Origin of the sequence: Sphingobium sp. WTD-1 (assembly GCF_030128825.1) — a bacterium.
In the GTDB taxonomy this organism is placed as follows: domain Bacteria; phylum Pseudomonadota; class Alphaproteobacteria; order Sphingomonadales; family Sphingomonadaceae; genus Sphingobium.
In genome coordinates, this window is the sequence record NZ_CP119127.1 from 4,917,812 (window position 1) to 4,943,289 (window position 25,478).

The 25,478-nt window shown below is 64.4% G+C and carries 24 protein-coding genes and 1 pseudogene; 13 read left to right on the forward strand and 12 right to left on the reverse strand.

Features of this window, described 5'->3' with window-relative positions; translation table 11 throughout:
* Window positions 1-6 precede the first annotated feature (6 nt).
* The 3 genes from accC to N6H05_RS24400 all read left to right on the forward strand — a co-directional run bounded on the left by accC (window position 7) and on the right by N6H05_RS24400 (window position 2,531).
* Complete coding sequence (gene accC, locus N6H05_RS24390; RefSeq protein ID WP_004210354.1) at window positions 7-1,359, forward strand: acetyl-CoA carboxylase biotin carboxylase subunit; 1,353 nt, start codon at window positions 7-9, stop codon at window positions 1,357-1,359.
* Window positions 1,356-1,700, forward strand: coding sequence for an arsenate reductase family protein (locus N6H05_RS24395; protein WP_069335955.1), 345 nt, complete (start codon window positions 1,356-1,358; stop codon window positions 1,698-1,700). Before accC ends, N6H05_RS24395 begins: the two co-directional genes overlap by 4 nt.
* Before the next feature lie 84 nt (window positions 1,701-1,784).
* A complete protein-coding gene (locus tag N6H05_RS24400; RefSeq protein ID WP_284112073.1) occupies window positions 1,785-2,531 on the forward strand; it encodes a ParA family protein in 747 nt (248 codons plus the stop codon).
* A gap of 4 nt (window positions 2,532-2,535) precedes the next feature.
* Here N6H05_RS24400 and N6H05_RS24405 read toward each other — a convergent pair whose 3' ends face one another.
* Together N6H05_RS24405 and N6H05_RS24410 are read right to left on the reverse strand one after the other, a co-directional pair.
* On the reverse strand, window positions 2,536-4,839 hold the full coding sequence (locus tag N6H05_RS24405; protein ID WP_349666204.1) for a putative bifunctional diguanylate cyclase/phosphodiesterase: 2,304 nt from the start codon (window positions 4,837-4,839) through the stop codon (window positions 2,536-2,538).
* Between the two features lie 108 nt (window positions 4,840-4,947).
* The gene (locus N6H05_RS24410) at window positions 4,948-6,708 is read right to left on the reverse strand and encodes a fatty acyl-AMP ligase (protein ID WP_284112077.1); all 1,761 of its coding nucleotides are present in this window, start codon (window positions 6,706-6,708) and stop codon (window positions 4,948-4,950) included.
* Between the two features lie 163 nt (window positions 6,709-6,871).
* Here N6H05_RS24410 and N6H05_RS24415 point away from each other — a divergent pair, with 163 nt between their 5' ends.
* The 4 genes and pseudogenes from N6H05_RS24415 to N6H05_RS28205 all read left to right on the forward strand — a co-directional run.
* Window positions 6,872-7,396, forward strand: coding sequence for a regulatory protein RecX (locus N6H05_RS24415; protein ID WP_284112078.1), 525 nt, complete (start codon window positions 6,872-6,874; stop codon window positions 7,394-7,396).
* A gap of 48 nt (window positions 7,397-7,444) precedes the next feature.
* Window positions 7,445-7,990, forward strand: coding sequence for a DUF192 domain-containing protein (locus tag N6H05_RS24420; RefSeq protein WP_284112079.1), 546 nt, complete (start codon window positions 7,445-7,447; stop codon window positions 7,988-7,990).
* A gap of 50 nt (window positions 7,991-8,040) precedes the next feature.
* Window positions 8,041-8,439, forward strand: coding sequence for an NADH:ubiquinone oxidoreductase subunit NDUFA12 (locus N6H05_RS24425; RefSeq protein ID WP_004210347.1), 399 nt, complete (start codon window positions 8,041-8,043; stop codon window positions 8,437-8,439).
* 242 nt (window positions 8,440-8,681) lie between these two features.
* Window positions 8,682-8,852: pseudogene (locus N6H05_RS28205) on the forward strand (DUF2155 domain-containing protein); the annotation flags it as partial.
* Between the two features lie 35 nt (window positions 8,853-8,887).
* Here N6H05_RS28205 and aat read toward each other — a convergent pair.
* Window positions 8,888-9,637 (reverse strand): leucyl/phenylalanyl-tRNA--protein transferase, encoded by a 750-nt coding sequence (gene aat, locus N6H05_RS28210; protein ID WP_349666205.1) that lies wholly within the window; start codon window positions 9,635-9,637, stop codon window positions 8,888-8,890.
* A gap of 308 nt (window positions 9,638-9,945) precedes the next feature.
* Between aat and N6H05_RS24440 the strand changes: the two genes are divergently transcribed.
* Window positions 9,946-11,244: a dipeptidase gene (locus N6H05_RS24440; RefSeq protein ID WP_284112081.1), complete on the forward strand. Its 1,299-nt coding sequence runs from the start codon at window positions 9,946-9,948 to the stop codon at window positions 11,242-11,244.
* Here the strand turns inward: N6H05_RS24440 and N6H05_RS24445 are convergent.
* Together N6H05_RS24445 and N6H05_RS24450 are read right to left on the reverse strand one after the other, a co-directional pair.
* A complete protein-coding gene (locus tag N6H05_RS24445) occupies window positions 11,237-12,274 on the reverse strand; it encodes a S66 peptidase family protein (protein ID WP_284112082.1) in 1,038 nt (345 codons plus the stop codon). The genes N6H05_RS24440 and N6H05_RS24445 overlap by 8 nt on opposite strands.
* Window positions 12,271-12,717, reverse strand: coding sequence for a cupin domain-containing protein (locus tag N6H05_RS24450; RefSeq protein ID WP_284112084.1), 447 nt, complete (start codon window positions 12,715-12,717; stop codon window positions 12,271-12,273). Before N6H05_RS24450 ends, N6H05_RS24445 begins: the two co-directional genes overlap by 4 nt.
* Window positions 12,718-12,770: 53 nt before the next feature.
* On the opposite strand from N6H05_RS24450, the gene dapE reads away from it, so the two are divergent.
* Window positions 12,771-13,913 (forward strand): succinyl-diaminopimelate desuccinylase, encoded by a 1,143-nt coding sequence (gene dapE / locus N6H05_RS24455; RefSeq protein ID WP_284112085.1) that lies wholly within the window; start codon window positions 12,771-12,773, stop codon window positions 13,911-13,913.
* Window positions 13,914-14,257: 344 nt separating this feature from the next.
* Here the strand turns inward: dapE and N6H05_RS24460 are convergent, their stop codons facing one another.
* The 6 genes from N6H05_RS24460 to secB all read right to left on the reverse strand — a co-directional run bounded on the left by N6H05_RS24460 (window position 14,258) and on the right by secB (window position 20,329).
* On the reverse strand, window positions 14,258-14,914 hold the full coding sequence (locus N6H05_RS24460) for a hypothetical protein (protein ID WP_284112086.1): 657 nt from the start codon (window positions 14,912-14,914) through the stop codon (window positions 14,258-14,260).
* Window positions 14,914-16,155, reverse strand: a complete 1,242-nt coding sequence (locus N6H05_RS24465; protein WP_284112087.1) for a dicarboxylate/amino acid:cation symporter — start codon at window positions 16,153-16,155, stop codon at window positions 14,914-14,916. The genes N6H05_RS24460 and N6H05_RS24465 overlap by 1 nt, the downstream gene beginning before the upstream one ends.
* Window positions 16,156-16,294: 139 nt before the next feature.
* On the reverse strand, window positions 16,295-16,945 hold the full coding sequence (locus N6H05_RS24470) for a DUF4136 domain-containing protein (RefSeq protein WP_284112088.1): 651 nt from the start codon (window positions 16,943-16,945) through the stop codon (window positions 16,295-16,297).
* Window positions 16,946-17,155: 210 nt separating this feature from the next.
* Window positions 17,156-18,160, reverse strand: a complete 1,005-nt coding sequence (trpS, locus tag N6H05_RS24475) for a tryptophan--tRNA ligase (protein WP_284112089.1) — start codon at window positions 18,158-18,160, stop codon at window positions 17,156-17,158.
* A gap of 21 nt (window positions 18,161-18,181) precedes the next feature.
* The gene (murJ, locus tag N6H05_RS24480) at window positions 18,182-19,756 is read right to left on the reverse strand and encodes a murein biosynthesis integral membrane protein MurJ (protein WP_284112090.1); all 1,575 of its coding nucleotides are present in this window, start codon (window positions 19,754-19,756) and stop codon (window positions 18,182-18,184) included.
* A 69-nt stretch (window positions 19,757-19,825) separates the two neighbouring features.
* Window positions 19,826-20,329, reverse strand: a complete 504-nt coding sequence (gene secB, locus N6H05_RS24485) for a protein-export chaperone SecB (RefSeq protein WP_048936411.1) — start codon at window positions 20,327-20,329, stop codon at window positions 19,826-19,828.
* A 221-nt stretch (window positions 20,330-20,550) separates the two neighbouring features.
* Here secB and N6H05_RS24490 point away from each other — a divergent pair, with 221 nt between their 5' ends.
* The 4 genes from N6H05_RS24490 (at window position 20,551) to N6H05_RS24505 (ending at window position 24,809) form a co-directional block, all read left to right on the forward strand.
* Window positions 20,551-21,207 (forward strand): Tim44/TimA family putative adaptor protein, encoded by a 657-nt coding sequence (locus N6H05_RS24490; protein ID WP_284112091.1) that lies wholly within the window; start codon window positions 20,551-20,553, stop codon window positions 21,205-21,207.
* Window positions 21,204-22,469: a murein transglycosylase A gene (gene mltA, locus N6H05_RS24495; RefSeq protein WP_284112092.1), complete on the forward strand. Its 1,266-nt coding sequence runs from the start codon at window positions 21,204-21,206 to the stop codon at window positions 22,467-22,469. Before N6H05_RS24490 ends, mltA begins: the two co-directional genes overlap by 4 nt.
* Before the next feature lie 9 nt (window positions 22,470-22,478).
* Window positions 22,479-23,012, forward strand: a complete 534-nt coding sequence (locus tag N6H05_RS24500) for a Smr/MutS family protein (protein ID WP_284112093.1) — start codon at window positions 22,479-22,481, stop codon at window positions 23,010-23,012.
* A gap of 102 nt (window positions 23,013-23,114) precedes the next feature.
* Window positions 23,115-24,809 (forward strand): putative bifunctional diguanylate cyclase/phosphodiesterase, encoded by a 1,695-nt coding sequence (locus tag N6H05_RS24505; protein ID WP_284112094.1) that lies wholly within the window; start codon window positions 23,115-23,117, stop codon window positions 24,807-24,809.
* A gap of 10 nt (window positions 24,810-24,819) precedes the next feature.
* Here the strand turns inward: N6H05_RS24505 and N6H05_RS24510 are convergent, their stop codons facing one another.
* Window positions 24,820-25,437 (reverse strand): peptidylprolyl isomerase, encoded by a 618-nt coding sequence (locus tag N6H05_RS24510; protein ID WP_284112095.1) that lies wholly within the window; start codon window positions 25,435-25,437, stop codon window positions 24,820-24,822.
* Between the last annotated feature and the right edge of the window lie 41 nt (window positions 25,438-25,478).

Sequence of the window (25,478 nt, forward strand, 5' to 3'; positions counted from 1 at the left end):
GACCCCATGGCCATCGAAAAACTGCTGATCGCCAACCGCGGCGAGATCGCGCTCCGCATCCACCGCGCCTGCCATGAAATGGGCATCAAGACGGTGGCGGTCCATTCGACCGCCGACGCCGATGCCATGCATGTGCGCCTCGCCGATGAGGCGATCTGCATCGGGCCGCCCGCCGCCAAGGACAGCTATCTCAACATCGCCGCGATCATCTCTGCGGCGGAGATCAGCGGCGCCGACGCGATCCATCCGGGTTATGGCTTCCTCAGCGAAAACGCCAAGTTCGCCGAGATCGTCGAGGCCCATGGCCTCGCCTTTGTCGGCCCCAAGCCCGAACATATCCGCACCATGGGCGACAAGATCGAGGCGAAGCGCACTGCTGGCGCACTTGGCCTGCCGCTCGTTCCCGGTTCGGACGGCGCGGTCAGCGATGTCGAGGAAGCGCGCGCGATTGCCGATGCTGCCGGCTATCCGGTGATCATCAAGGCGGCATCGGGTGGCGGCGGCCGCGGCATGAAGGTCTGCACCTCGCCCGACCAGCTCGAAACGCTGATGCAGCAGGCCGGTTCGGAAGCGAAGGCCGCGTTCGGCGACGCCACCGTCTATATCGAGAAATATCTCGGCAACCCGCGCCACATCGAAATCCAGGTGTTCGGCGACGGCAATGGCAATGCCATCCATCTGGGCGAACGCGACTGCTCGTTGCAGCGCCGTCACCAGAAGGTGCTGGAAGAAGCGCCCTCGCCCGTCCTGAGCCAGGCCGAGCGTGAGCGGATCGGCGGCATCTGTGCCAAGGCGATGGCCGACATGGGCTATCGCGGCGCGGGCACGATCGAGTTCCTGTGGGAAAATGGTGAATTCTACTTCATCGAGATGAACACCCGTCTGCAGGTGGAGCATCCGGTGACCGAGATGATCACCGGCCTCGACCTGGTGCGCGAACAAATTCGCGTTGCCGAAGGCAAGCCGCTTTCCGTGAATCAGGAAGACATCCGCTTCACCGGCCATGCGATCGAATGCCGCATCAATGCGGAAGATCCCAAGACCTTCGCGCCCTCGCCGGGCACCGTCACCAGCTATCATGTTCCGGGCGGCATGCATGTCCGCGTCGATAGCGGCCTGTATCAGGGCTATAAGGTGCCGCCTTACTACGACTCCATGATCGGCAAGCTGATCGTCTATGGCCGCACCCGCGAGGGCGCGATCATGCGTCTGCGCCGCGCACTGGAGGAATATGTGATCGAAGGGATGAAGACCACCATCCCGCTGCACCAGGCGCTGCTGAAGGATCCCGAATTCCTCAACGGCGACTATACGATCAAGTGGCTCGAAGAGTGGCTTGCCCGTGAGGATGGCCAGTGAAGGCCACCATCTGGCACAATCCCAAATGCGGCACGTCGCGCAAGACGCTGGCGATCCTTGAGGAAACGCCCGGCGTCGAGGTCGAGGTGGTCGAATATCTCAAGACCCCCTTCACCCGCGACAAGCTGGCCCAGCTGTTCGCCGACGCCGGGATGACCCCGGCCGAAGCGATCCGCAAGATGGGCACCGATGCCGAGGAACGCGGCCTGCCGGACATGACGGCGGATGCGATCCTGGACGAGATGGCGGCCAATCCGGCCTATGTGAACCGCCCCTTCGTCGAAACCGAAAAGGGCGTGCGCTTCTGCCGCCCCCAGGACAAGGTTCTGGAAATCCTCTGAATATCAGCCGCTTGTCACGCCCATGTAACAAGCGGCTGATTTGAGCCCTTGCTTTGACGGGGGGAAGCCGTAGCTTCCTCTCCCATGGCAAAGGAACCGGCATTGGCGACCATCGCCGTCTACAGCCTCAAGGGAGGCGTTGGCAAAACCACCTTTTCGGTCAACCTCGCCTGGGCGTCGGCGAGCATATCGAAACGGCGCACCCTGCTCTGGGATCTCGACCCGCAGGCCGCGTCGAGCTGGCTCCTCTCCACCGACCTGGAAAGCCGCGATGCGGCCCAGGCCATCTTCAGCAAGGATGTCGAAGTCCCCAAGCTGATCCAGCCCACCACCGTGCCGGGCCTGGACCTGATCGCCGCCGACACCTCGCTGCGCAGCCTGGACCATCTGTTCCGCGAAATGGACAAGAAGAAGCGGCTCGCCAAGCTGATCGACAGCCTGGGCAAGGATTATGACCGCATCATCCTCGATTGCCCGCCGGGCCTCACCGAAACCAGCGAGCAGGTGCTGCGCGCCGCCGACCTGATCGTCATCCCCGTCATCCCCTCCCCCCTCTCGCAGCGCGCGATGGGTGAGGTGGCGCGCTATCTGGTGCAGCGTGGCGGCAATCATGCGCCGATCCTGCCGGTCTATTCGATGGTCGATCGCCGTCGCAGCCTGCATCGCAAGGCACTGGACGAACAGCCCGGCTGGGGCGCGATCCCGATGGCCAGCACGATCGAGCAGATGACGGTCCGTCGCAAGCCACTGGGCGCCTTCGCCCCCGCCTCGTCCCCGGCCCAGGCCTTCGGCGCGCTATGGACGATGGTCGAAAGACAGATACAGGCCTGATCGGCTAGCCGTTGCCACGGGCCTGTGCTGGCGATTCCGGAAACAGCCGCACCGCATCCTGTGGCAGCATCGGCCGGCCATAATAATAGCCCTGTACCTTCTTGCAGCCCAGTCGGCGCACCATGTCGAGTTCGGCGGCAGTTTCCACACCTTCGGCCGTGGTCGACATGCCCAGGCTTTCCGCCAGCGTTACCACCGCCCGAATGATCGCCAGATTCTCCGGCGTATTATGTGCCGCGCCGACGACGAAGCTGCGATCGATCTTGATCGTGTTGAAGCGGGTGCGACTGAGATAGCCGAGCGAGGAATAGCCGGTACCAAAATCGTCTAGCGACAATTGCACGCCCAGCCCCTGCAACTGGTCCAGCACGCGCAGCGCGCTGTCATCCTCGTGCAGGAAGACGCTTTCGGTCACTTCCAATTCCAGCCGTCGTGCATCCAGCCCACTCTGGGCCAGCGCATTCACCACTGCCGCTACGAAGTTGGACTGGTGCAACTGCTCGGCGGAGACGTTGACCGCGACCCTAATATGCGCAGGCCAGCGCATCGCCTCACGACAGGCAGTACGCAGCACCCATTCGCCAATCGGGCCGATCAGCCGCGCCTCTTCTGCCACCGGAACGAACTTTGACGGCGGGATCGGCCCCAGATCGGGATGAGTCCAGCGGGCGAGGGCTTCGAATCCCGTGATCACGCCCGATGTCGCATCCACCACCGGCTGATAGACAAGATGCAGTTGATCCTTCTCCAGCGCCTCGCGCAGAGCCTGTTCCAGCCGCTGCCGCTCCTCCGCCTTGGCATGCAAATGCGGTTCATAGGGACAATGGACACCGCCGCCCTCATCCTTGGCGCGATAAAGCGCAAGATCGGCACTACGGATGATCGCTTCAGACTGATGCCCGTCGATCGGCGAAACAGCCGAACCGACCGAAGCGCCCACATGGAGGACATGCTGGTCGATCTGATAGGGCGCCGACAGGGCATCGATGATTGCGATCGACAGCCGCGCAACCGCCCGATCATCATCGATCCGCGCGATCACCACGCCAAATTCATCACCGCCGATACGGCCGCAAAAACCGATACCGCCACAGACATGACGCAGGCGCAGCGCAACCTGGCTAAGCAACTGATCACCAACCTGATGGCCCAGGCTGTCGTTGATTGCCTTGAAGCGGTCGAGATCCAGCATCAGGAATGCGCAGCCGGGCCGGCGATTGCCGGTCTCCGCCATGGCATGATCGAGCGCATCACGCAGATGTGCTCGATTGGGAAGCCCCGTCAGCGTATCGAAACGTGCCAGTTGGGCGATCTTGTCGGCGGACTCGCGCTGAACGGTGATATCGGACCCGACGCCCCGGAACCCCTGGAAATTGCCATTATCGTCATATCGCGGCGACGCCGACAGTTCGAGCCATCGGGTCTTGCCCTGAACATCAACTGGCAGCGCCAAATTGCTGAAGCTCTCCCGCCGCTTGAGATGATCCGCCAGGCTATGCAGGCTGGAGGCGAAGCGCCCGCTTTCCCAACCCGCACCCGCCAGGATCTGGACCAGCGGTGCGCCCTCCAGTGCCTGCGACGTCATGCCCACACTCTCGGCAAACCGCGCGGAAACGCTACTCAGCCGACGCAGAGCATCCGTCTGCCACAGCCAATCGGATGCGCCCTGCTCATATTCGCGGAGCAGCAGGCTGACGACCTCGGTCTGCTCGGCCAGCTGGACGGTAGTGCTATGCTGACGCGCAAAGGTGCGGGCGTAGATGAGACAGCCAACTAGCAACGACAGCGCGTAGCTGGTTGCCAGCGCCCGCAGCGGCAATTGGGTGCCACCGTCAAACATCGACGACAGGCCGACGATACAGGGAACGAGAAAGGCGGTAGCAGCCAGCGGCGTTGCGGCGTAGCTGATCGCGCCGCACACCATGATACAGCTGATGAGGGTCCAGAGCGCCACCAGATGTTCAGCGCCGCCCCCGCGAGAAAAGAGAATCATGCACGCAGCCCAGACCAGACCGTGCAACAGGCCAGTCAGCGCATGGCGGCGTAGGTCACGGGCCTGAGGCAGCCCGCCGACACCGATCTTGCGGCGGTGAATCAGCAAGGCGCTGATCGAAACGGCAGCAATCAGCGCCATGCTCCAGCCGACCATGACGGTCGCCGAAACATGGCTGCCGAAGACCCGCCAGAGAAACAGCAGGCCGAACACGTTCATCGCCAGACGCAAAACTGCAACACTGTCGGCGGACTGCAACTGCGCAGTCAGGACGCGCATGTCGGCTTCATTAACGAGGCGTGCGAGCCCCATCATCGCCCTTAGCGAGCCCCGTCCCTGCCGGTCGGTTTCGGATTGCCCTTGCTCAATACCCACATGCCCGGCCTAGCAGGCAATGGTTATCAATCGGTATGCGCCCCCGGATCAGGCGGCGATATCGTAGGGGCGAATCTCACCAGTCAGATAGAGATTGCGCGCCTTCGAGCGGCTGAGTTTCCCGGAGCTGGTACGCGGCAGGGTGCGCGGCGGCACCAGTTCGACGACGCAGTTCATACCGGTAATGGCGCGGACCCGCTCACGAATCTGGTCGCGCAGACGCGAACGCTCTTCATTGTCAGAGGTGCGGCAATGGACCAGTACCGCCGGCGCTTCCTCGCCACCCGGCGTCGTAATCGCAAAGGCGGCAATGTCACCCTGCTTGAAGCCCGGCAACTGCTCCACCGCCCATTCAATATCCTGGGGCCAGTGATTCTTGCCGTTGATGATGATCATGTCCTTGGCGCGGCCGACAATGTAGAGATAGCCGTCGGACAGATAGCCCATGTCGCCGGTGTCCAGCCAGCCATCGACCATGCAGGCCTCGGTCGCTTCGGGATCGCGGAAATAGCCAACCATCAGCGACGGGCCAGTGGTCCAGACCTTGCCGATCTGGCGCTCGTTCATCAGGCCGCCATCCTCGTCCCGGATCTCGACGATCATGTCCTTGGCCGGCTTGCCGCAATTGACGATCGAACGGAAACGCTGTGGACGGCCTTCCGGTGCGGTGCCGCCGGACAGGTCGGTTTCCTCGACCAGTTCGACGATGATGCCTTCGCCCGGCGGCATGATGGTGACGGCCAGGGTTGCTTCGGCCAGGCCATAGCTGGGCAGAAAGGCCTTGGGACTGAAGCCCGCATCGCCAAACGCATCGACGAAGCTCTGCATCACGTCGGGGCGAATCATATCGGCACCGTTACCGGCCAGGCGCCAGCGCGACAGATCGAAACGATCGGCCGCCTTGGTCTGGCTCGACATGCGACGCGCACAGATGTCGTAGCCGAAGGTCGGCGAGTAACTGATCGAGGTGCCTTCATTCCGGCTGATCAGGTCCAGCCAGGCCAACGGACGGCGGGCAAAGTCCTCGGTCTTCATATAGTCGGTCGACACCTGATTGGCGACGACCGACAGGAAGCAGCCGACCAGGCCCATGTCATGATACCAGGGTAGCCAGCTGATGCAGCGATCGCTCTCCTGCACTTCCATGCCATGGCTGTGCGCCGACAGGTTGGATAGCAATGCATGGTGCGTTACCGCGACGCCATGGGGGAAGCGGGTCGAACCGCTCGAATATTGCAGATAGGCGATTTCCTCGCCCTTGGCCTGCGGCAGATCGCAGGGGACCGCCTCGCGGGCGATGAAATCCTCGAAGGCGATGCTCTCGACCGACTTCTGGCGACCGGATTCGCCCGCCATGTCCTCCAGTTCCTTGGGGAAGAGGAACAGCATCGGGTCACAGCTCGACAGCTGGACATTGAGCTGGTCGATATAGCTTTCCTTGCCGCCAAAGCTGGTCGGCAGCGGCAGCGGCACCGGCCAGGCACCGGCATAGACGATGCCGAAAAACAGCATGGCGAAGTCGGCGCCGGTTTCGGCGACCAGGGCCACGCGGTCCTCGGGCTTCACGCCATGGGCGATCAGGCGATGGGCACAGGCAACCGCATCCGTCCGCAGTTCGCTGAACGGATAGGGGCGCGCCAGATTGCCACGCGCATCGTGGAAATTCAGGCCGCGCTTGCCCTGCGCCGCATAATCCAACGCCTCGCCAAGCGTCTCAAAATCGGAGAAGCGGCGCGGAAGATCATCGTTGGTCGGCGTTGCTGCCATCATAGTCTGCGAACCCGTCATATTGGTGTCACCCAATGTCATATCTGTCATATTCCGGCGGCCGCTATCAGTTTTGACGTCGACTTGCACCGGATAGTTTCAATCCAGCTTGTGCTTGTAGACCACAAGGCGCGGTAAAATTCCGGCCCGACTGTGGCATAAAGATGGCGCTTAGCGCATGATGGCGCACAATGCACGACCGGTCATGACCAGCAAACGCCCGCCCCCACCTCTGGACGAAGACGCCTTGCGCGAATTGGCGCTGCGCTATGTCGGCCGGTTCGCGACCAGTCGCGGCAAGCTGCTCGCCTATCTTGCGCGCAAATTGCGCGAGCGCGGATGGGGCGGGGAAGCGCCGGCCGATCCCGAAGCGCTGGTCGCCCGCTTTGCGGAACTCGGTTATGTCGACGACAGCGGCTTTGCCCTGATGAAGAGTGCGGCGCTCGGCCGGCGTGGCTATGGCGCACGCCGCATCACCGAAACGCTGCGCGCCGCCGGCATAGAGGAGGCCGATCGTGGCGCCGCCAATGCCCAGGCACAGGCCGATCGCTGGGCAGCAGCCGACCGATTCGCCCGACGCAAGCGGATCGGCCCCTATGCGATGCAGGCGCCCGATCCCAAGGGACGGGAAAAGGCGATCGCCGCCTTCCTGCGCGCCGGCCATGATTATGCTCTGGCCCGGCGCTGGGTCGATGCTGCACCCGGAGACTTCCCCGAAGCGGAGGATTGAGGGTTAACCCTCTCCCGCACCTCCCCGAAACCCGCTAGGCAGGATCGCATGATCCGTACCCGACTGCTTTTCGCCGCCGCCCTGCCCGCGCTGCTCCTGGCCTGCTCTGCCAAGCCTGATGCAGGTAACGACGGCAACAATGTCCAGGCCGCCGCGCCGCAGGGCGCCCTTCTCCCTCTCGTCATTCACACGGCAAAAGACGCGCATCGCTTCGACGTGGAAGTCGCCCGGACCGAGGCGGAGCAGGAACAGGGGCTGATGTTCCGCAAGGCGCTGGATGCCGACAAGGGCATGCTGTTTCCGATGGAACCGCCGCGCACCGCCAGCTTCTGGATGAAGAACACGATCATCCCGCTCGACATGCTGTTCATCCATACCGACGGCAGGATCGCCTTCATCGGCGCCAATGTCGCCCCCTATTCGCGCGAACCGGTGTCCGCCGGCGTCCCGGTCATGGCGGTATTGGAACTGCGCGGCGGCCGCGCAGCGGAACTGGGCATCAAGGAAGGCGACCAACTGGCCTGGGGCAAATGCGCGACAGCCGACGGCAAGAGCGCGATCGACCTCGATTTCTGCCCGACAACCGCCCGTTAGGGCCATATCGTCCTTGCCCACGACAATCCCAGCGGCTAAGCGCATCGGCCATGGGTATCCTGGCAAACATCTTCACCTGGTGGAATGGCGCCACCTTTGGCACCTGGCTCTTCACGGCTCGCAAGGGCACGAAAGTGGGCGAGGACCATCAGGGCAATGTCTATTATGAAGGCGGCGTCGACCCGAACGGCCTGACGCGCCGCTGGGTGATGTATAACGGCGCCAATGATTCGAGCCGCGTTCCGGCCGAATGGCATGGCTGGCTGCACCACTCGATCGAGGGCACGCCCGAAAGCTTCCTGCCGCCGCCGCGCATCTGGGAAAAGGAATTCACCCCCAACGCGACCGGCACCGCCAACGCCTATCGTCCCTCCGGCGCGCTCGAAAAGGGCGGCCAGCGCCAGAAGGCGACCGGCGATTACGAGGCATGGAGCCCCGACGCGGCATGATTCGGCGTCCGGCGGGGGGATTCCCGCCGATCCTGCTTGGCGCGTCGCTTGTGGGTTGCGCGCTGCTGGCGGCCTGCGGTCGCAATGATGCGCCAGAAGCGAATCAGAGTGGCCCGGTGAAGATCGAGGGCCAGCCTATCCGCAACGCGGACGAGGCCAGCCTGTCCGGCACGCCAATGGCCGAGCGCACCGCCGTGATCGGCCTGCTGAACAAGCGCAACGGCCTGACCCGCGACCTCAGCATGAAGCCCGGTGAGGCGCTGCGCGTCGGCGACGCCATCGTCCGCCTGCAGGCGTGCGAGACCACGGCTCCTTGGGAAAATGTGCAGGAAACCGGCGCCTTCGTGCAATTGGACGTGCGCAGCAGTGCCGATGGCAAGTGGCGCCGCAACTTTTCCGGCTGGCTGTTCCGCGAACGGCCCGACCGCAATGTCGTCCAGCACCCGGTCTATGACGTCTGGGTCAAGAGCTGTACGATGGAATGGCCCGAAAGCGGCCCTGCCACGGTCAAGCTGGGCGACAAGGGCAAGGTGCCTGCCGCCGCATCGCCGGCCAGCGGCGCAAATGCCAGCTCAGCCGCCGCGCCCGAACCGGCTGACAGCACCGCGTCGCCCGCCCCCAGCGGCACGTCGCCGACGGCAACGCCCAACAACTGAAGATAGTCGCGCTGGCTGATTTCCTGCGCGCCCATGGTGCGCAGATGATCGGTCATGAACTGGCAGTCGAGCAGGCTGAAGCCGCCAAAGCGCATCCGCGCCACCAGCCAGGCCAGCGCCACCTTTGACGCGTCGGTGCGGCGCGACACCATGGACTCTCCGAAAAAGGCACCACCCAGCGCCACGCCATAGAGGCCGCCGACCAGTTCATCCCCATCCCAGCATTCGATCGAATGGGCAAAGCCTAGTTCGTGGAGATGACGATAGGCGCGCTCGATTGGACCGTTGATCCAGGTCGAAGGACGATCGGGCGCCGCTTCCGCGCATAGGGCGACGATGCCGGCAAAGGCGCGGTTGGCCGTGACGCGAAACCTGTCCTGTCGGATCGTCTTTGACAGCGAACGTGACAGGTGAAGGCCATGGAGTGGCAGGATCGCCCGCCGCTTGGGCTCGACCCAATAGACCTCGTCAGTCTGCCGGTCGTCGGACATCGGGAACACGCCGATCGCATAGGCCTGCAGCAAAAGTAGCGGGTCGATCATGTTTCCCGATATGGCATGAGGAGGGTCATTCTCGTTCCTGGCCAACAAGCGCGCCCATCAGGTGCCAAACAGCATCAACCCGAGCCCCAGCATCGCAATCATCAACGCGAATGCAAGAAAGCTGAAATCCGGCTTATCCGGGTTAGGCATGACCGGCTCCTCCTGTACATTCCCATATGGTCGCCTGCCCTTCCTATTGCACCGCTCGCAAAAATGGAAATCTACAGAAAAGTGAGGATATTGAGGCCTTCGATCAACTGATCATGATCAGATTGACTTGGTCCGTCGCCCCCCTAGTCTCCCGCGCCATGACATCCCTCCGCCTCGCAGCTCTGCCGCTGCTCCTCGCCACCGTCACCTTTCCCTTCACCGCTTGCGCCGCCCCCACATCCGATCCCTATGCCGCGCGAATCGCCAAGGTGCTGAAGACCACCCCGCTGATCGACGGCCATAATGACTGGCCCGAAGCGATGGCTGGAAAGGCCGGCGACGCCCGCTGGACCATGCCGCTCGACCGGCTCGATCCCAGCCAATATCATACCGACATCACCCGCCTGCGCGCCGGGCAGATGGGCGGGCAATTCTGGTCCGTCTGGGTGTCGGCCGACCTGCCCGAACTGCAGCAGGTGAAGGACACGGTCGAGCAGATCGAACTGGTCCACAGCCTCGCCCACCGCTACCCGCAGGATTTCACCCTCGCCACCACTGCCGCGCAGGTCCGTGCCGCGCACAAGGCCGGACGGATCGCGTCGATGATCGGGGTCGAGGGCGGCGGCCAGATCGACGGCAGCCTGGCCGTGCTGCGCGCCTATCACGACCTTGGCGCCGGCTATCTAACGCTGACCCACAGCCGGACCATCGCCTGGGCCGACAGTGCCACCGACAATCCGCAGCATGACGGCCTCACCCCGTTCGGCGAGGCGGTGGTGCATGAACTCAACCGCCTGGGCATGCTGGTCGACCTCGCCCATGTCAGCGAAGGCGTGATGCTGGACGCACTGAAGATCAGCAAGGCGCCGGTCATCTTCTCCCATTCCAGCGCACGCGCGCTGTGCAACACGCCGCGCAACGTGTCCGACGCGATCCTGCAGCAGGTGGCGGCCAATGGCGGCGTGGTCATGGTCAATTTCGCGCCGCAATATGTGTCGGAGGCCCGCCGGGTCTGGAGCGCGGCGCGCAGCGCGGAAATGGCCCGCTATAACGCCCCGCCCTTTGGCGGCCTCTATATCGGTGATCCCGAAGGCGCGAAGAAGGCGCTGGCGGAATGGGAAAAGGCCAATCCCGAACCGGTCGTCACCCTATCGATGGTCGCCGACCATATCGACCATATCGCCAAGGTCGCAGGCGTCGACCATGTCGGCATCGGCAGCGATTTCGATGGCGTGGGATCGCTGCCCCAGGGGCTGGGCAGCGTCGCCACCTATCCCGCGCTGCTGGCCGAACTGATGCGCCGCGGCTGGAGCGATGCCGACATCGCCAAGCTGGCCGGCGAGAATGTGCTGCGCGTCATGGCGGCGGCCGAGAAGGTTGCCGATGGCATGAAGGCGGAGCCGATCGGCAGTGGCACCGTCGCCTCGCTGGACGGCGCCAAGCCCGCAACTAACTAACGGCCTGCTCCAGCAACCGGATCGTACCCGCGTCCGCGTCGATTTCGGCGCGGGCGCCGACCGGCAGACTGAACTGGTTGGCGATATGGCCGAACAGCGCGCCCTGGAAAGCAGGAATGCCGAGCGGCGCCAGATGCTGTTGCAGCACTTCCGACAGGGTGAAGCCGCCATAGGACACGCCGGTGGCCGTGCAACTGGTGCACTGACCGAAGACGAAGCCGGCAAGCTTTGGCAATATGCCCGCCAGCGACAATTGGGTCAGCATCCGGTCAATGCGATATTCCGCCTCGTTGGTTTCCTCCACGAACAGGATCGCGCCGGTGAAATCGGGTAGCCAGGGCGTGCCCATCAGCGCCGTCAGCACGGTGAGATTGCCGCCCAGCAGCCGCCCGCTCGCCTTGCCGCCGCCAAAGGTGCGGATTCGCCCGCTGCGCGGAACCAGCCGATCCTCCGCCCCCACCGGATTGACATAGGTGGGCGTCGCCCCGTCGAACGCCACCGCGCGGAAACTGTCCCAGCTGAGCTTGCCCCAGCCGCTCGCGGCATTGGGGCCGTGGATGGTGGTGAAGCCGGCGCGGGCCGCAAAGGCCAGGTGCAGCGCCGTGATGTCGGAAAAGCCGGTCAACAGCTTGGGATTGGCGCGGATCGTCTTGAAGTCGAGATAGGGCAGCATGCGCGCGCAGCCCCAGCCGCCGCGCACCGCGAACACCGCCTTCACCTCCGGGTCGGCATACATGGCGTTTATGTCGGCGGCGCGGTCGACATCCTTGCCCGCCAGATAGCCATAGCGCTCGACCAGATGCGGCGCGGCCCTGGGCTTCAGCCCCATCGCCCGGATCGTCTCCTTGACCAGGTCCAGGTCGAAGGCGTCATCGGTAAAGCCCGCCGGCTCGACCAGGCCAACCACATCCCCTTCGCGCAGGCGCGGCGGCCGGATCAGCCCGGCCGGTGCCGCTGCCGAAACCGAAGGAATGCCCGCCGCAACCACAGCCCCGCCCATGCCGGCCAGCAACCCACGACGATCCATCATGCAAAAACGCTCCCATCCTTGTGGCGATAGACCCCACCGGACAGGTGCAGGTCGATATCGGGATAATGGCAATCACTGACAGACGGACGGCCAAAGGCAAGGAAGACGCAGTCCGCGTCACTTTCGTTGCGCAGATGATGGCCGTTGGCCACGCCCTTGGGAAAGGCCGCCATGTCGCCCGGTGCCATCGGCGTGCGCCCGCCCTCCTCGACCAGCACCGCCTCGCCCGACAGCATGACGACAAATTCGTCCTCGCCCTCATGCCAGTGCCGTTGCGAGGAGGCCGCGCCGGGTTTCAGCACGACATGGCTGACGCCGAAATCGTCCAGCCCCGTCGCCGGGGCCAGCCGGCGATAGAAGCGACCGGCGACCGCCAGCGCATGATCGCCCGGATAGCCGGTGGCATTGCTTTGTGGAATGGCGGCGAGATCGATCTTCGGCATGGCCCCTCTCCTCTGCGCTGGTCAAGAAAGTCGGCTTTCGCTAACGCTGCCCCATGACCAAGACCAGCACCAATCATGACGCCCTGGCCCTGGCCGAGCGCCTGCTCGCCTGCCCCTCCGTCACCCCGGCCGTCGGCGATGTGTTCGCCGAGCTGGAAGCGATGCTGGTCCCGCTGGGCTTCACCGTAGACCGTTTCGTCAGCGGCGAAGCACCCGACGGCCCGGTCGAAAATCTGCTCGCCTGGCGCACCACGGGCGCCGGCCCGCATTTCGCCTTTGCCGGCCATCTCGATGTCGTCCCGCCTGGCCATGGCTGGGCCAGCGATCCCTTCACCCCGGTGGTGCGCGGCGACCTGCTTTACGGCCGCGGCGCGGTCGACATGAAGGGCGCGATCGCCGCCTTCGTCGCGGCGCTGCACGAACTGCCCAACAGCCTGCCCGGCACGATCAGCCTGATCATCACCGGTGATGAGGAAGGCCCAGCCACCTATGGCACGCTGGCGCTGATGGACCGGATGGTCGCCCATGGGCTGCATCCCGACATGTGCCTGGTCGGCGAACCCACCTCCTCGGCGCGGCTGGGCGATGTGGTGAAGATCGGCCGGCGCGGCTCGGTCAACATGTGGATCAAGGTGGCGGGCACGCAGGGCCATGTCGCCTATCCCCACCTGGCCGACAATCCGATCCCGGCGCTGGTCCGCATCCTGGCCAAGATCGATGCCGAAGTGCTGGACACCGGCACCGACTGGTTCCAGCCAAGCAATATCGAGATCACCGACCTGGAAGTCGGCAACCCGGCGCATAATGTCATCCCGGCTGCAGCCACCGCGCGCATCTCGATCCGTTTCAACGACCAGCATAGCGGCGCATCGCTGATCGAGCGGATCAGCGCGATTGCGGCGAGCGAAGGCGGCAGCGTCGAGGCCAAGATCAGCGGCGAACCCTTCCTGACCCAGCCGGGCACACTCTCCACCCTGATCAGCGAAGCGATCCGCGACGTGACAGGGCTGAAGACCGAATTGTCGACCACCGGTGGCACGTCCGACGCGCGATTCCTCTCGCGCATCTGCCCGGTCGCTGAATTCGGCCTCAATAATGCGACGATGCACAAGCTGGACGAGGCGGTTGCGGTCGCCGACCTGCACGACCTGACCCGCATCTATACGCTGATCACGGAACGGGCGTTGCGCGGCTGAAGCCGATCTGCGACGCGACAGGGCGAAGTTCACGATGTCGTGGGGCTGTTTTGGGCCATTTGCGCCTGGAACGCCACCGCTACGCGCCTGCGAGGCGACAGTTGCGCGACACGGACGCGACATCAGGATCATCCTGACGCACCATCGACGCGACAATGAGAGGACAGTGAAGCGACATCCACGCGCCACTGGCGCAGCGGTCCATGCCGGATCAGGGGTCTTTGACCTGCTCATCGGGCAGGATAGATCATAAAAACCCGAAATAGGACAGACCGGCCGATGTCAGGAAGGGGTGAGAAGCTGAAGGGCTGCTTTTTGGGCAGGAACAGTCGCAAGCGGACGTTTTAGGGCACGTGCCCGGCTCGATCCACGGCACCCCACAGGTAGTATGAGGGTATGTTGGCGACGATGCCGGATCGGTAAATACCGACCCCGCTCACCTCGACGCAATCTGCCTGCTGCAAGCCCCGTGCTTCCTCAACAAGACGTCGAAGGGTCAATCCGCTATCATCAACGATGCGGTGAGCTTTCAATGAGCCACCTTTCGTCCCGAAGGGAATAATCGCAAGCTGTCGAGCCTGCAATTCGGTATCCGGTTCTAAAGCTGCGAGATCTTCCTTTCTGTTCGACCAATCGGCAGCTTGGTGTCGGAAAAAGCGCATCGGCAGATCAGGACGCAGTTTATCGAGTTCCGTCGGAGAGAGCGGCTGCGATCTAACGATACGCGACGTCTCTTTCAGGTAATCCGTTCGCATACGGTAAAATATCGCGGTGCGTGCGCGTTCCAACCCCCACCCGTGTTGATCCCACGCCACATCATAAAACGTCTCGCTCGCGTCAGTTTGGATTACTCGGATATCGCGAGTGTCCCAAGTTACCGCCAACACGTCGCCGGGCGTAAATTCCGATGCCATTAATTGCTCCCGTTGCCTCAGCGAATGTCGGCTATCAGGGGTGCCGGGCGCAAGCGCCAACGGCTCGAAATGGTCGGTTCCTGCCATCAATCCTCTGCTTCATCACCCCCACCAAATCGGTCGATGATGCGGGTGACCCCCATATCGGCGGTGACATTGCCCACGGTGCGGAATATGTCTGGCACGGTTTCCACGGCGAGCAGCAACGGAAGTGCCTCGACCGGGACGCCCATGGCGAGGCAGATGGGACCGGTGGTGGTGAAGAAGGTAATCTGGCTGGGCAGGCCGACTGCCGCCAGACTGACGATCGCGGCAACCGCGACGCCCAGTATGATCTGCACAGGGCCGAGAGCCACCCCGCTCATCGCCGCCACATAGAGCGCAACACCCAGATTGGCGGGCGGACTGGTAATACGGAACAGCGAGATGGCCAGCGGCAGGACGATCGAGCGGGTGCTTTCCCGCACCGCCAGCGGGCCATCGCTCGCCGCGATCATCGCCGGCAACGAGGCGATCGAGCTTTGCGTCGAAAAGGCGATGAGCTGCGCCGGCAAGGCCGCACGGGCGAAGCGACCCGGCGCGATCCGGCCCAGCAGGATCACCAGCGGATAGACCAGCGCCGTCACGGCCAGGCAAATGAGGACGATGAAAGCGATATAGTGGAGCAGCGCCCCGGCGGTGGCGAGGCCGGAGCGGCTACCGGCCACCAGTGCCAGGGCGAACACCCCGATCGGGGCGAGCCACAACACCCAGCCGACGACGATCAGCAGCGTATCGACCAGCGCGGCGAGAAAACCCGTCAGTGCGGCGCGGCGTTCCTCCGCCACGCGCGTCACGGCAAAGCCGAAGACGAGGGCGAAGAGCACGACAGCCACCACCTGTCCCTCGGCCGCGCTGCGGATCGGGTTGGCCGGAATGAAGCCCAGCAGCCATTCGGCGGACGGGCGGACACCGGGCACCTCGCTGACCGACCCCGCACCGGTAAGCGCCCCCACGGCGCCAGCCGGCACCGGCCAGAATTGCAGCAGCAACGGCCCCAGCAGCGCCGCAACAGCCGCGGAGGCCGTGAGCAGCAGCGCAAAGAGGATCAGCGTGCGAGTCGCCGTGCCGCTGGTCCGCGCCGTGCTGGCCGCGGAGGCAACGCCCGTGACGAGCAACGCGAAGATCAACGGGATGAGCGGCATCTGGAGCCCGTGGAGCCAGGCCTTGCCGACCGGCTGGGCAATATCGACGATGCGCCCATCCAGCGCACCACCAAATTCCGACAGGGCGATGCCGCACGCCAGCCCCACGACCAGCGCAATCATGATCCTGACCGTCAACGACATATGCATTCCCCCCTGATGCGTGACGGCATCGCTCCCCTGAGGATCAGCCTAAAAGCTTGCAGCCAAAAAGAAAGCCCGGCGATCGCAGGGATCGCCGGGCAATTTTGGTCTGGCTGGGAGCCGACCGTATCCTTGCTGCTCAGCCCTTCTTTTCAGGCGGCAGGGTGATCTTCACATCCTCGCCATTCTGGCCGGGGAAATTGGTGAACATCGCGTCGATCAGATTGGGCACCAGATAGGTGAGCTTGTTGGACAGCGACTGGGCGCTGGCCTTGCCCTCGAACAGGCGAAGATTGTCAGCCGCGCGGTCGATCTTCATGCTGAGGTCGCTGGTATAGACGGTGTAGCTCGACACGTCATTATACATGCCGGGACCGCCGAACAGCCACGGATCATAGAAGCCAAGGCCCCAGGGGCGCCCCCAGCGGCCATAGCCCCAGCCGCCGCCGAAATAGGGGCTCGGACCAAAACCACCGGTGGAGCGCACCCGCTCGCGACCATTGTCGACATCATAAGCGACGCGCACGATAAGGTCGGCCTTGGCCGGATCGCTGGCCGCGACATAGCCGGTCTGGGCCAGACGCTGGCCAACCATCTGGGCATAATGGGAAAATTCGAGTCCGCCGGCGAGCTTGGGATCGTCGGCTACGATCGTGTAGCTCTGCCCTGCGGGTGCGGGGAGTTGCTGGAAACGGGCGACGTCCGCCTTGAACGACGTGGCGCAGCCGGACAGGGCCATCAACGCCAATACGGGCGCTGCGAAAAGGCCGATCTTGCTGAAAGCTTTCATTTTTTCGCGTCCTGAATCAGGCGGATGCCTGTTAGTCTTCTTGCGCCCTGCTCTAGCAAAACGCAACTGAACATCGTTTGAACGCACCAACCCGTCGATTGGACGCAAGCCATGCCCGGTCAAAGAGGGGACGGAGCGGCGGCGCCCATTCCGTATGCCTGCCACAGGAGACGGGCTCTTTCCCCGCCCCCTGTGGCATCAGGGCATCACTCAGCGCATCAGGCCCATGGCGTCATAGGCCGCACGCAGGGTTGGCTCGGCTGCCGCCGCCGCCTTGGCCGCGCCCTTGTCCAGGATCGCGTCGAGCGCAGCATCGTCAGTGCGCAGTTCCACGAAACGTTCACGCATCGGCCGCAGCGTTTCCACCAGCAACTCGCCCAGCGCCGGCTTGAACGCGCCGAAGCCCTTGCCGGCGAACTGCGCGCAAACCGCGTCAGGCGTGCTGTTCGACAGGGTGGCGTAGATGCCGATGAGGTTGGTCGCTTCCGGACGACCGGCCAGGCCCTCTGCCGTTTCGGGCAGCGGTTCGGGGTCGGTCTTGGCCTTCTTCACCTTGGTCATGATCGCATCATCCTCGTCGGTGAGGTTGATGCGGCTCAGGTCCGAGGGGTCGGACTTGGACATTTTCGCCGTGCCGTCGCGCAGCGACATGATGCGCGCCGATTCCTTGGGGATGATCGGGGCCGGCAAGGTGAAGACATCAGCGCCGAAGTCGGTGTTGAACTTGGTGGCGATGTCGCGCGACAGCTCCAGATGCTGCTTCTGGTCCTCGCCCACGGGAACATGGGTCGCCTGATAGAGCAGGATGTCGGCGGCCTGCAGCACCGGATAGACGAACAGGCCGACCGAGGCGCCCTCGCGGTCCTTGCCCGCCTTGTCCTTGAACTGGGTCATGCGGTTGAGCCAGCCGATGCGGGCGGTGCCGTTAAGCAGCCAGGCGAGTTCGGCATGGGCCGGCACGCGGGCCTGGTTGAAGAGGACCGAGCGATCCGGATCGATGCCCGAGGCGACCAGGGCGGCGGCCATGTCGCGCACGTTGCGGATGCGTTGCTCGCGCCCTTCATGCACGGTGATCGAGTGCATGTCGGCGAGGAAGAAGAAGCACTGGCTGCCTTCATCCATCTCGTCCTGCATCCGCACCCAGTTGCGGATCGCGCCGAGGTAGTTGCCAAGGTGCAGATTGCCGGTGGGCTGGATGCCGGAAAGGACGCGCATTACTCTAATCCATTCTGTTGATTATGGGGTGCCTCGCCGCCGCAACAGCGCCTTGAGGTCGGACAGCCGATAGGCGCCTGTGACGAAGCATGCCAGCCCGTACAGCGCGACGCCCGCGCCGACAAGCAGGGCAAGGCCGATATAGCGGCCAACCATTGGGCCGGAGAGCATCGGGTCGAGCAGATCCTCGCCTGCCCAGAGCGCCAGCCCCATGACGACTGCCGCCACGGCAAGGCGCGGCATGCGGCGGCGCAGTTGCGGGTCGGCGGTGAAATGCCCACGCGCGACCAGCGTGCGATAGAGCATCGCGACATTGACGGTGGAGGAGAGCGCGGTGGCGAGCGGCGGCCCGATATGACCGAGCGTCGGGATCATCGCGAGATTGCCGACGATATTGATGGCGATCGACAGCATCGCATAGCGCACCGGCGTCTTGGTATCCCCGCGCGCATAATAGCCCGGCGTCAGCACCTTCACGAGCACATAGCTGGGCAGGCCGATCGAGAAGGCGGACAGTGCCCAGCCACAGCGCATCGCATCTTCGGCGCTGAAGCGGCCATATTGGAACAGGCCGCGCACGATCGGTTCGGCCACGGTGATGAAGGCGACGGTCGCCGGCAGGGTGAGGAACAGGGCGAGCTCAATGCCCCGGTTCTGCGTTTCCATCGCCGCCTGATCCTCGCCCTTCGACAACATGCGCGAGATGGTGGGAAGCAGGATGGTGCCCAGACCGATGCCGATCAGGCCCAGGGGAAGCTGATTCAACCGGTCGGCATAATAGATATAGGTGATCGAGCCCGAGGCGAGCAACCAGCCCGACAGCGCCGTGGAGATCAGCAGGTTGATCTGCGACGCGCCGGCGCCGGCGGCGGCGGGCACGATCAGGCGCAGCAGTTCTCGCACATCGGCGTCGAGGCGGGGGCGCTTGAGCTTCATCGAGACGCCGGCCCGCTTGCAGGCCCAGATCAGCCAGAGCAGTTGCAGCGCACCGCCGACCGTGACCGACATCGCCTGAACCCGCGCGGTTTCATATTCGTCGGCGCCGTGGAAGAACCACAGGCCCGCGATCATCGCGACGTTGAGCAGGATCGGCGCGGCGGCATTGACCCAGAATTTGTCGAGCGAGTTCAATATGCCGCCGAGCAGCGAAGCCAGGCTGATCAACGCCAGATAGGGAATGGTGATGCGCGACAAAGTGACGGCGAAGGCGAACTGATCCGGCGTCGGATTCTGGCGCGAAAAGCCGCCCGACAACGCCCAGGTGATCGGCCAGGCGGCCGCCAGCAGGACGACCGTGAACAGGATCAGCACCGGCAGCAGCACGGCCAGCGCCCGCTCGGCGAAATGATAGCCATCGGCCATGCCGCCCGGCCCGGCCGCCTTCTTGTTGAAGAGCGGGATGAAGGCGGCGGAGAAGGCGCCCTCGGCAAAGAGGGCGCGGAACATGTTGGGCAGGCGGAAGGCGACGCCGTTGAACGCGTCCGACGCGAAGCCGGCGCCGACATAACGAGCAGCAAGCGAATCGCGTACCAGCGCCAGCACGCGGCTGGCGAGCGTCAACCCGCCGACCGAGCCAAGGGCCTTCACCAATTTCATGCGGCGCCCCTCCATGCCGTTCGGGCTTTGACAGGCTCAGCCCGAACGGACATCAGGAGCATATAATGATCAGGCGTGGCCGGCGGGCTCGCCCGTGGTTACCTGCATCTGTTCGGCCTGCTGCAGGTAGAGCGCGCCGAAATCGATCGGATCGAGCAGCAGCGGCGGGAAGCCGCCGTCGCGGATCGCGTCGGCCAGCACGCGGCGCGCGAAGGGGAAGACGAGGCGCGGCGCTTCGGCCAGCATGAAGGGCTGAATCTGGTCCTCGGGCACGTTGCGCATGCCGAACAGGGCGGCATAGACCAGTTCGACGGCAAAGGCGGTGCCCTGCGGCGCGACGGCCTTCACTTCGATCTTCAGGGCGATTTCCAGCACTTCGTCACCGACGCGGTCGGCGCCGATGTTGAACTGGACGTCGATCTGCGGCTGATCCTGCCACTGATAGACGGCGGGGGCGTTCGGATTTTCGAACGACAGATCCTTCACATATTGGCTGATCAGCGCAATCTGCGGCGCGGTGTCGGCGCCATTGCCGGTCACGTTGGTCTGGATGGTGTCGGCTTCGTCGGCCATTGTCCTCAAATCCTTGCTGATCGTTCGTTGCTCGAAGGGCCGGAACGGCCCGCGATATCGATCCGCGCGCTTAGCAGTGGCGAAAGATCAGGGCAATGCCGCCCGACAGGAAGCAGCATCGGCCAATTGCTACGCATTACAGGGCAAGCCGATATTTGAAGTATCGTGCAAACATGCCTATGTTGATGGAACATCATCCCGAACAAAGGGTATTTGCCTCCGTGTACGTGATCGTCATCCTCGCCATGATTGCCGGCTTCCTGGCACTGCGGCTCTATTCCGTTCTTGGAAAGCGGACGGGCCATGAGCAGGAGCCTGCGCTGCGTCCGGCGGAGGAACGCGCCAAGGTGGGCGGCTTGCAGCCCCGCCCGATGCCGGAAGCGACCGGCGACTCGGTTCGCTTGGCCGAAGGCCTCATTACCCCGGCAGGCGAAGCCGGCGTGCGTGCGCTGATCAGTGCCGATCGCAGCTTTGACGTGCCGCAGTTCGTCGAAGGCGCCAAGAGCGCTTACAAGATGGTGCTGGAAGCCTTCTGGCGTGGCGATCGCGACGAACTGGCCTGGCTGTGCGATACCGATGTTCTCGGCTCCTTCGAGGAAGCCATTGCGGCGCGCGAAGCGGAAGGCCATGTGCTCGACAATCGCCTGGTACGGATCGAGAAGGCACAGATCGTCGATGCCAGCGTCAATGGCCGCATCGCCGAAGTCTCGCTGCGGTTCGAGGCGGACATTGCCGCCGTCACCCGCGACAAGGACGGCAATGTCATTGCCGGGTCGCTGACCGACGCGGTCGGCACCAACGACATCTGGACCTTCACCCGCGACATCCGCAGCGCGGATCCCAACTGGAAGCTCAGCGAAACCGACGAGGCGGCGTGAGCCTGCGTCATTCGGGGGGAGCGCTGCTTGCAGCGCTGATGCTGTCCGCCTGCGCGGGCGGCGTCATTCCGCCATCGGCCGGCGGCCCCGCGCCAAGCCGGCCGAGCGGTAGCGGCGAAGGCGCGACCCGGCCGGTTCCGGCCACGCCCCGCCCCACCCTGCCGCCGAAATTGCCGACCGTATCGCCGGACGGCCTGCCGACGGATCAAGCCAATGCCGCCGGCCTGGGCGTCACGCCCGGCCCCGACATTGCCAGCCTGATCCCGTCCGGCGAGCGCGCCCGCGCCGCCCTGCAGGCCTTTCGCATTTCCTGTCCAACGCTGATGAAGCGCACGGACCAGAGCGGCCTGACGCGCGGATCGGACTGGAACAGCGCCTGCGGCGCGGCGTCGAGCTGGCCCGAAGCCACCGCCGCCGAATTTTTCTCCCGCTATTTCGAGGCGGTGCAGGTGGGCGACGGCACCGCCTTCGTCACCGGCTATTATGAACCGGAAATCGCCGGGTCGCGCACACGCCAGCCCGGCTATCAGGTGCCGATCTATCGCCGTCCGGCGGAATTGATCGACGTCAACCTCGGCCTGTTCAGCGACAGCCTGAAGGGCCGCACCATTCGCGGCAAGGTGCAGGGCAGTAATTTCGTGCCGTTCGACGAGCGATCGCAGATCGTTGACGGATCGCTGGCCGGACGCGGACTGGAACTGGCCTGGGCGGCGGACCCGGTCGAATTTTTCTTCCTGCAGGTCCAGGGCAGCGGTCGGCTGACCCTGCCCGACGGCGGGGTGATGCGCATCGGCTATGACGGGCAGAATGGCCGCGACTATACCGGCATCGGCAAGCTGATGAAGGATCGTGGCCTGATCCAGGCCGGGTCGATGCAGGACATCATGCAATATCTGCGGGCCCACCCCGCCGAGGGTGCGGCGATCATGAACGAGAATAAGAGCTTCGTCTTCTTCCGTGAATTGACCGGCGCGGGACCGATCGGCGCGCTAGGCGTACCGGTGACGGCCGAGGCGACGGTGGCAGCCGACCCCAAATATATTCCGCTCGGCGCCCCTGTCCTGCTGTCGCTCGACAGGGCCGAACCCAATGGCATCTGGATCGCCCAGGACACTGGCGGTGCGATCAAGGGGGCCAACCGGTTCGACAGTTTCTGGGGCGCGGGCGCCCGCGCTCGCGGCATTGCCGGCGGTATGTCAGCCCGTGGCAGCGCACTGATATTGCTGCCGATCGGGTCCGCCGCACGGCTGGCGCGCCCGTGATCGCGCGCCATGCGACGCCGGACCCTATCTTCTGAGGAGCAGGCGCTCTGGGGCGCATTGACGCGCTCGGTCCGGCCGTTGCGGCCGGGGCTGATGCGCCCGCCCCTGCCCGTTGTCGCCCCGGCGCCGATCCCGGAAACAAGGTTAACGCCACAGCCTGCCAAGGCGGTGCCGATCACCCCCGCCCGTACGCCCGCAGCCGTGCTCGACACTGGCTGGGAAAAGCGAATCCGTAGCGGCAACATCGCCCCAGACATGTCGATCGACCTGCATGGCCATAATCTGGCAGGCGCCCATGTCAGGCTTAATCAGGCACTGGCAACGGCCTTGGCCCGCGATGTGCGGGTGCTGCTGGTCGTGACCGGCAAGCCGCCAAAAGCCAGCAGTCACAGGGATTCGAGCCGGCGCGGTGCGATCCGGGGCGAGATCGGCCATTGGCTGGAAACCAGCCCCTATGCCGATCGCATCGCCAGCGTGCGCATCGCCCATCCCCGCCATGGTGGCGATGGCGCCATCTACCTGATCCTGCGCCGCAAAAAATGACGTATTTTGCGCAGCCACTGACCTTTTCTTAACCACCGTCCTTCATATCCGACTGATCCAGCAGCACCGATTATCGGGGGCTTTGAGCAGGCAGGGAGGCACATGCAGGGCGTGACAGTGAAAAGCCGCGCTGCTGCCTTTGCCTGTGCGGCTGGCGCGCTCGTCTTCATCCTGTCTCTGCTATTGGGTCATGGCGCGGGCGACGATCTGGTCGATGTCGGCCGATCGCTGATCATCGCAATCCTATGCGGCACAATGAGTTGGGCGTCGGCCCAGCGCACCATCGCGGCCACCGCGAGCGCCATCGACACCGCGACGGAGCGGCTGCTGGCCGCCGCCCATGGCGATCTTCATTCCCATGTTCCCGCCGAGATTGGGCTAGAACTGCCCGACCTGTCGGTGGCGATGGAAAGCCTGTTCAGCCAGGTCCGCACCAATCTGGACCATGTCCAGACGCTGGCGCTGTTCGACCAGGTGACCGGCCTTGCCAACCGCACCAGCTTCTGTCGGCAGGTCGAACGCCTACTCATCGAACGCAGCGGCACGGGACCGGCCGCCTTGTTCTTCATCGACCTGGACGGATTCAAGGCGGTCAACGACACGCTGGGCCATGCAGCCGGCGACCAATTGCTCGCTCGGGTGGCGGGCCGCCTGCGCGAAGTGGTGATGGCGCAGGTCAGCGCGGGTCTGGGCGACGCCGTGATCGGTCGCCTGGCCGGCGACGAGTTCACCATGTTCTTCCCCGCCCTGCCGAGCCGCGAGGCAGCCACGCGCATCGCACGTGCCATCCAGTTCGCGCTGGGCGAACGATTCGAACTGGGCAGCCAGCATGTCGATCTGGGCGCGTCGATCGGCATCGCCTGCTATCCCGACCATGGCGACAGCCTGTCCGCGCTGCTGCGATCGGCCGACATCGCCATGTATCATGCCAAGCATGAAGGGCGGGGCCGCGCCGAGATGTTCACCGCCGAACTGGCACTGGAGGCGGCGGATCGCGCCGAACTGGAACGCGACCTGCTGCTGGGGCTGGAGCGCGACGAATTTCTGCTGGAATTCCAGCCGCAGATCGAAATGAGCCACGGCGGGGTGGCGCAGGCGGTCACGGCCGAGGCGCTGGTGCGCTGGGTCCATCCCGAACGCGCACTCATCATGCCCGGCGCGTTCGTGCCGGTTGCGGAGGAAAGCGGCATGATCGTCGCGCTGGGCGACTGGGTCATGAGCCGGGTATGCGAGACCGCTGCGCGTTGGGCGCGATCGGGCGTGCATCAGCGAATCGCGATCAACATTTCGACCCGCGAACTGGCACAGGCCGATTTCTTCCTGCGCCTGCGCCACGCCATGGCAACGCACCAGACCCCACCAGCCATGCTGGAGCTGGAGATCACCGAATCGCTGGCGATGGACATGGACGAACGCGTGCTGGGACAGCTCAGCGCGCTGCGACAGGATGGCGTGCGAATCGCCATCGACGATTTCGGCACCGGCTATTCCAATCTGGCCCGGCTGCGTGAATTGCCGGTCGACCGGGTGAAGATCGACCGCAGCCTGGTGCGCGACATCGCGACCTCCGCAGAGGCGCGGACGATCTGCAGCGCCGTCGTCGGCCTGATTCAGGGCCTCGGCATGGAAGTGGTGATCGAAGGGGTCGAGACGCAGGCGCAGATGGACATGCTGCGCGTCATCGGCTGCACCCTGTTTCAGGGCTATCACCTCGCCCGACCGATGGGCGAGGCGCAATATCTGGATCGATACGCCGCCGCGCCCACCGTCGAACCGACGGAAAGACGCAGCCTCTAAACCGGACGATTCAGGGCAGGCGCCGGGCCGACAGGATCTTGACCGTCGGCTCCAGCATCTGCCCCTTCATCACGCCATTGCCGGCGGTGGGCGATTTCGGACCGGCCTGGATGGCCTTCACGATATCCAGCCCCTCGACCACATGGGCGAAAACGGCAAAGCCCTGATTGTCGCCGGCCGATTCGGGATGCGCGTCCATCGCCGGCATCTTGCCCAGCACGATGAAGAAATCCCCGGTCGCGCTGCCCGGTGCATAGCGCGCCATCGACAGCGCGCCATCATCATGGGTGAGGCCCGTCTGGCTCGTGGGCTCATGCTTGATCGGCGGCAGGACGCGCTTGGGATCATTCTGTGTCCCGCCCTGAATGAAGCCATAGCCCGGGCCGCCGACGGCACGATAGAAGACGGTGCCGTCGAACCGCTTCTGGTCGACGTAACGCAGGAAATTGCCGGCGGTGACCGGTGCCTTGTCGGGATGCAGTGCCACCACGATGCGCCCGGCACTCGTGTCGAGCGCCACCCGGACATCGCTTGAGGCGACAGGCGGCGGAACCGGCGTTGAAGACTGGGCCAGCAGCGGGCCGGAGGCCAGCGCGGCAAGGAGGAACAGGGCCAGGGTACGGATCATGGCATCAAGCCTAGTTCAACCGCCCTGCCCTGTCAGCCCAT

What these genes read in the sequence shown, in the direction of transcription:
- N6H05_RS24465 (WP_284112087.1), bottom strand. Translation starts at nt 16,155, where the DNA reads ATGTCGTTGACGGTCAGGATCATGATTGCGCTGGTCGTGGGGCTGGCG.
- secB (WP_048936411.1), bottom strand. Translation starts at nt 20,329, where the DNA reads ATGGCCGACGAAGCCGACACCATCCAGACCAACGTGACCGGCAATGGC.
- N6H05_RS24400 (WP_284112073.1), top strand. Translation starts at nt 1,785, where the DNA reads ATGGCAAAGGAACCGGCATTGGCGACCATCGCCGTCTACAGCCTCAAG.
- aat (WP_349666205.1), bottom strand. Translation starts at nt 9,637, where the DNA reads ATGATCGACCCGCTACTTTTGCTGCAGGCCTATGCGATCGGCGTGTTC.
- N6H05_RS24445 (WP_284112082.1), bottom strand. Translation starts at nt 12,274, where the DNA reads ATGATGGATCGTCGTGGGTTGCTGGCCGGCATGGGCGGGGCTGTGGTT.
- murJ (WP_284112090.1), bottom strand. Translation starts at nt 19,756, where the DNA reads ATGAAATTGGTGAAGGCCCTTGGCTCGGTCGGCGGGTTGACGCTCGCC.
- N6H05_RS24450 (WP_284112084.1), bottom strand. Translation starts at nt 12,717, where the DNA reads ATGCCGAAGATCGATCTCGCCGCCATTCCACAAAGCAATGCCACCGGC.
- N6H05_RS24470 (WP_284112088.1), bottom strand. Translation starts at nt 16,945, where the DNA reads ATGAAAGCTTTCAGCAAGATCGGCCTTTTCGCAGCGCCCGTATTGGCG.
- N6H05_RS24440 (WP_284112081.1), top strand. Translation starts at nt 9,946, where the DNA reads ATGACATCCCTCCGCCTCGCAGCTCTGCCGCTGCTCCTCGCCACCGTC.
- N6H05_RS24500 (WP_284112093.1), top strand. Translation starts at nt 22,479, where the DNA reads ATGCGACGCCGGACCCTATCTTCTGAGGAGCAGGCGCTCTGGGGCGCA.
- N6H05_RS24420 (WP_284112079.1), top strand. Translation starts at nt 7,445, where the DNA reads ATGATCCGTACCCGACTGCTTTTCGCCGCCGCCCTGCCCGCGCTGCTC.
- accC (WP_004210354.1), top strand. Translation starts at nt 7, where the DNA reads ATGGCCATCGAAAAACTGCTGATCGCCAACCGCGGCGAGATCGCGCTC.
- N6H05_RS24410 (WP_284112077.1), bottom strand. Translation starts at nt 6,708, where the DNA reads ATGACATTGGGTGACACCAATATGACGGGTTCGCAGACTATGATGGCA.
- N6H05_RS24405 (WP_349666204.1), bottom strand. Translation starts at nt 4,839, where the DNA reads ATGATGGGGCTCGCACGCCTCGTTAATGAAGCCGACATGCGCGTCCTG.
- dapE (WP_284112085.1), top strand. Translation starts at nt 12,771, where the DNA reads ATGACCAAGACCAGCACCAATCATGACGCCCTGGCCCTGGCCGAGCGC.
- N6H05_RS24510 (WP_284112095.1), bottom strand. Translation starts at nt 25,437, where the DNA reads ATGATCCGTACCCTGGCCCTGTTCCTCCTTGCCGCGCTGGCCTCCGGC.
- N6H05_RS24415 (WP_284112078.1), top strand. Translation starts at nt 6,872, where the DNA reads ATGACCAGCAAACGCCCGCCCCCACCTCTGGACGAAGACGCCTTGCGC.
- trpS (WP_284112089.1), bottom strand. Translation starts at nt 18,160, where the DNA reads ATGCGCGTCCTTTCCGGCATCCAGCCCACCGGCAATCTGCACCTTGGC.
- N6H05_RS24460 (WP_284112086.1), bottom strand. Translation starts at nt 14,914, where the DNA reads ATGGCAGGAACCGACCATTTCGAGCCGTTGGCGCTTGCGCCCGGCACC.
- N6H05_RS24425 (WP_004210347.1), top strand. Translation starts at nt 8,041, where the DNA reads ATGGGTATCCTGGCAAACATCTTCACCTGGTGGAATGGCGCCACCTTT.
- N6H05_RS24505 (WP_284112094.1), top strand. Translation starts at nt 23,115, where the DNA reads ATGCAGGGCGTGACAGTGAAAAGCCGCGCTGCTGCCTTTGCCTGTGCG.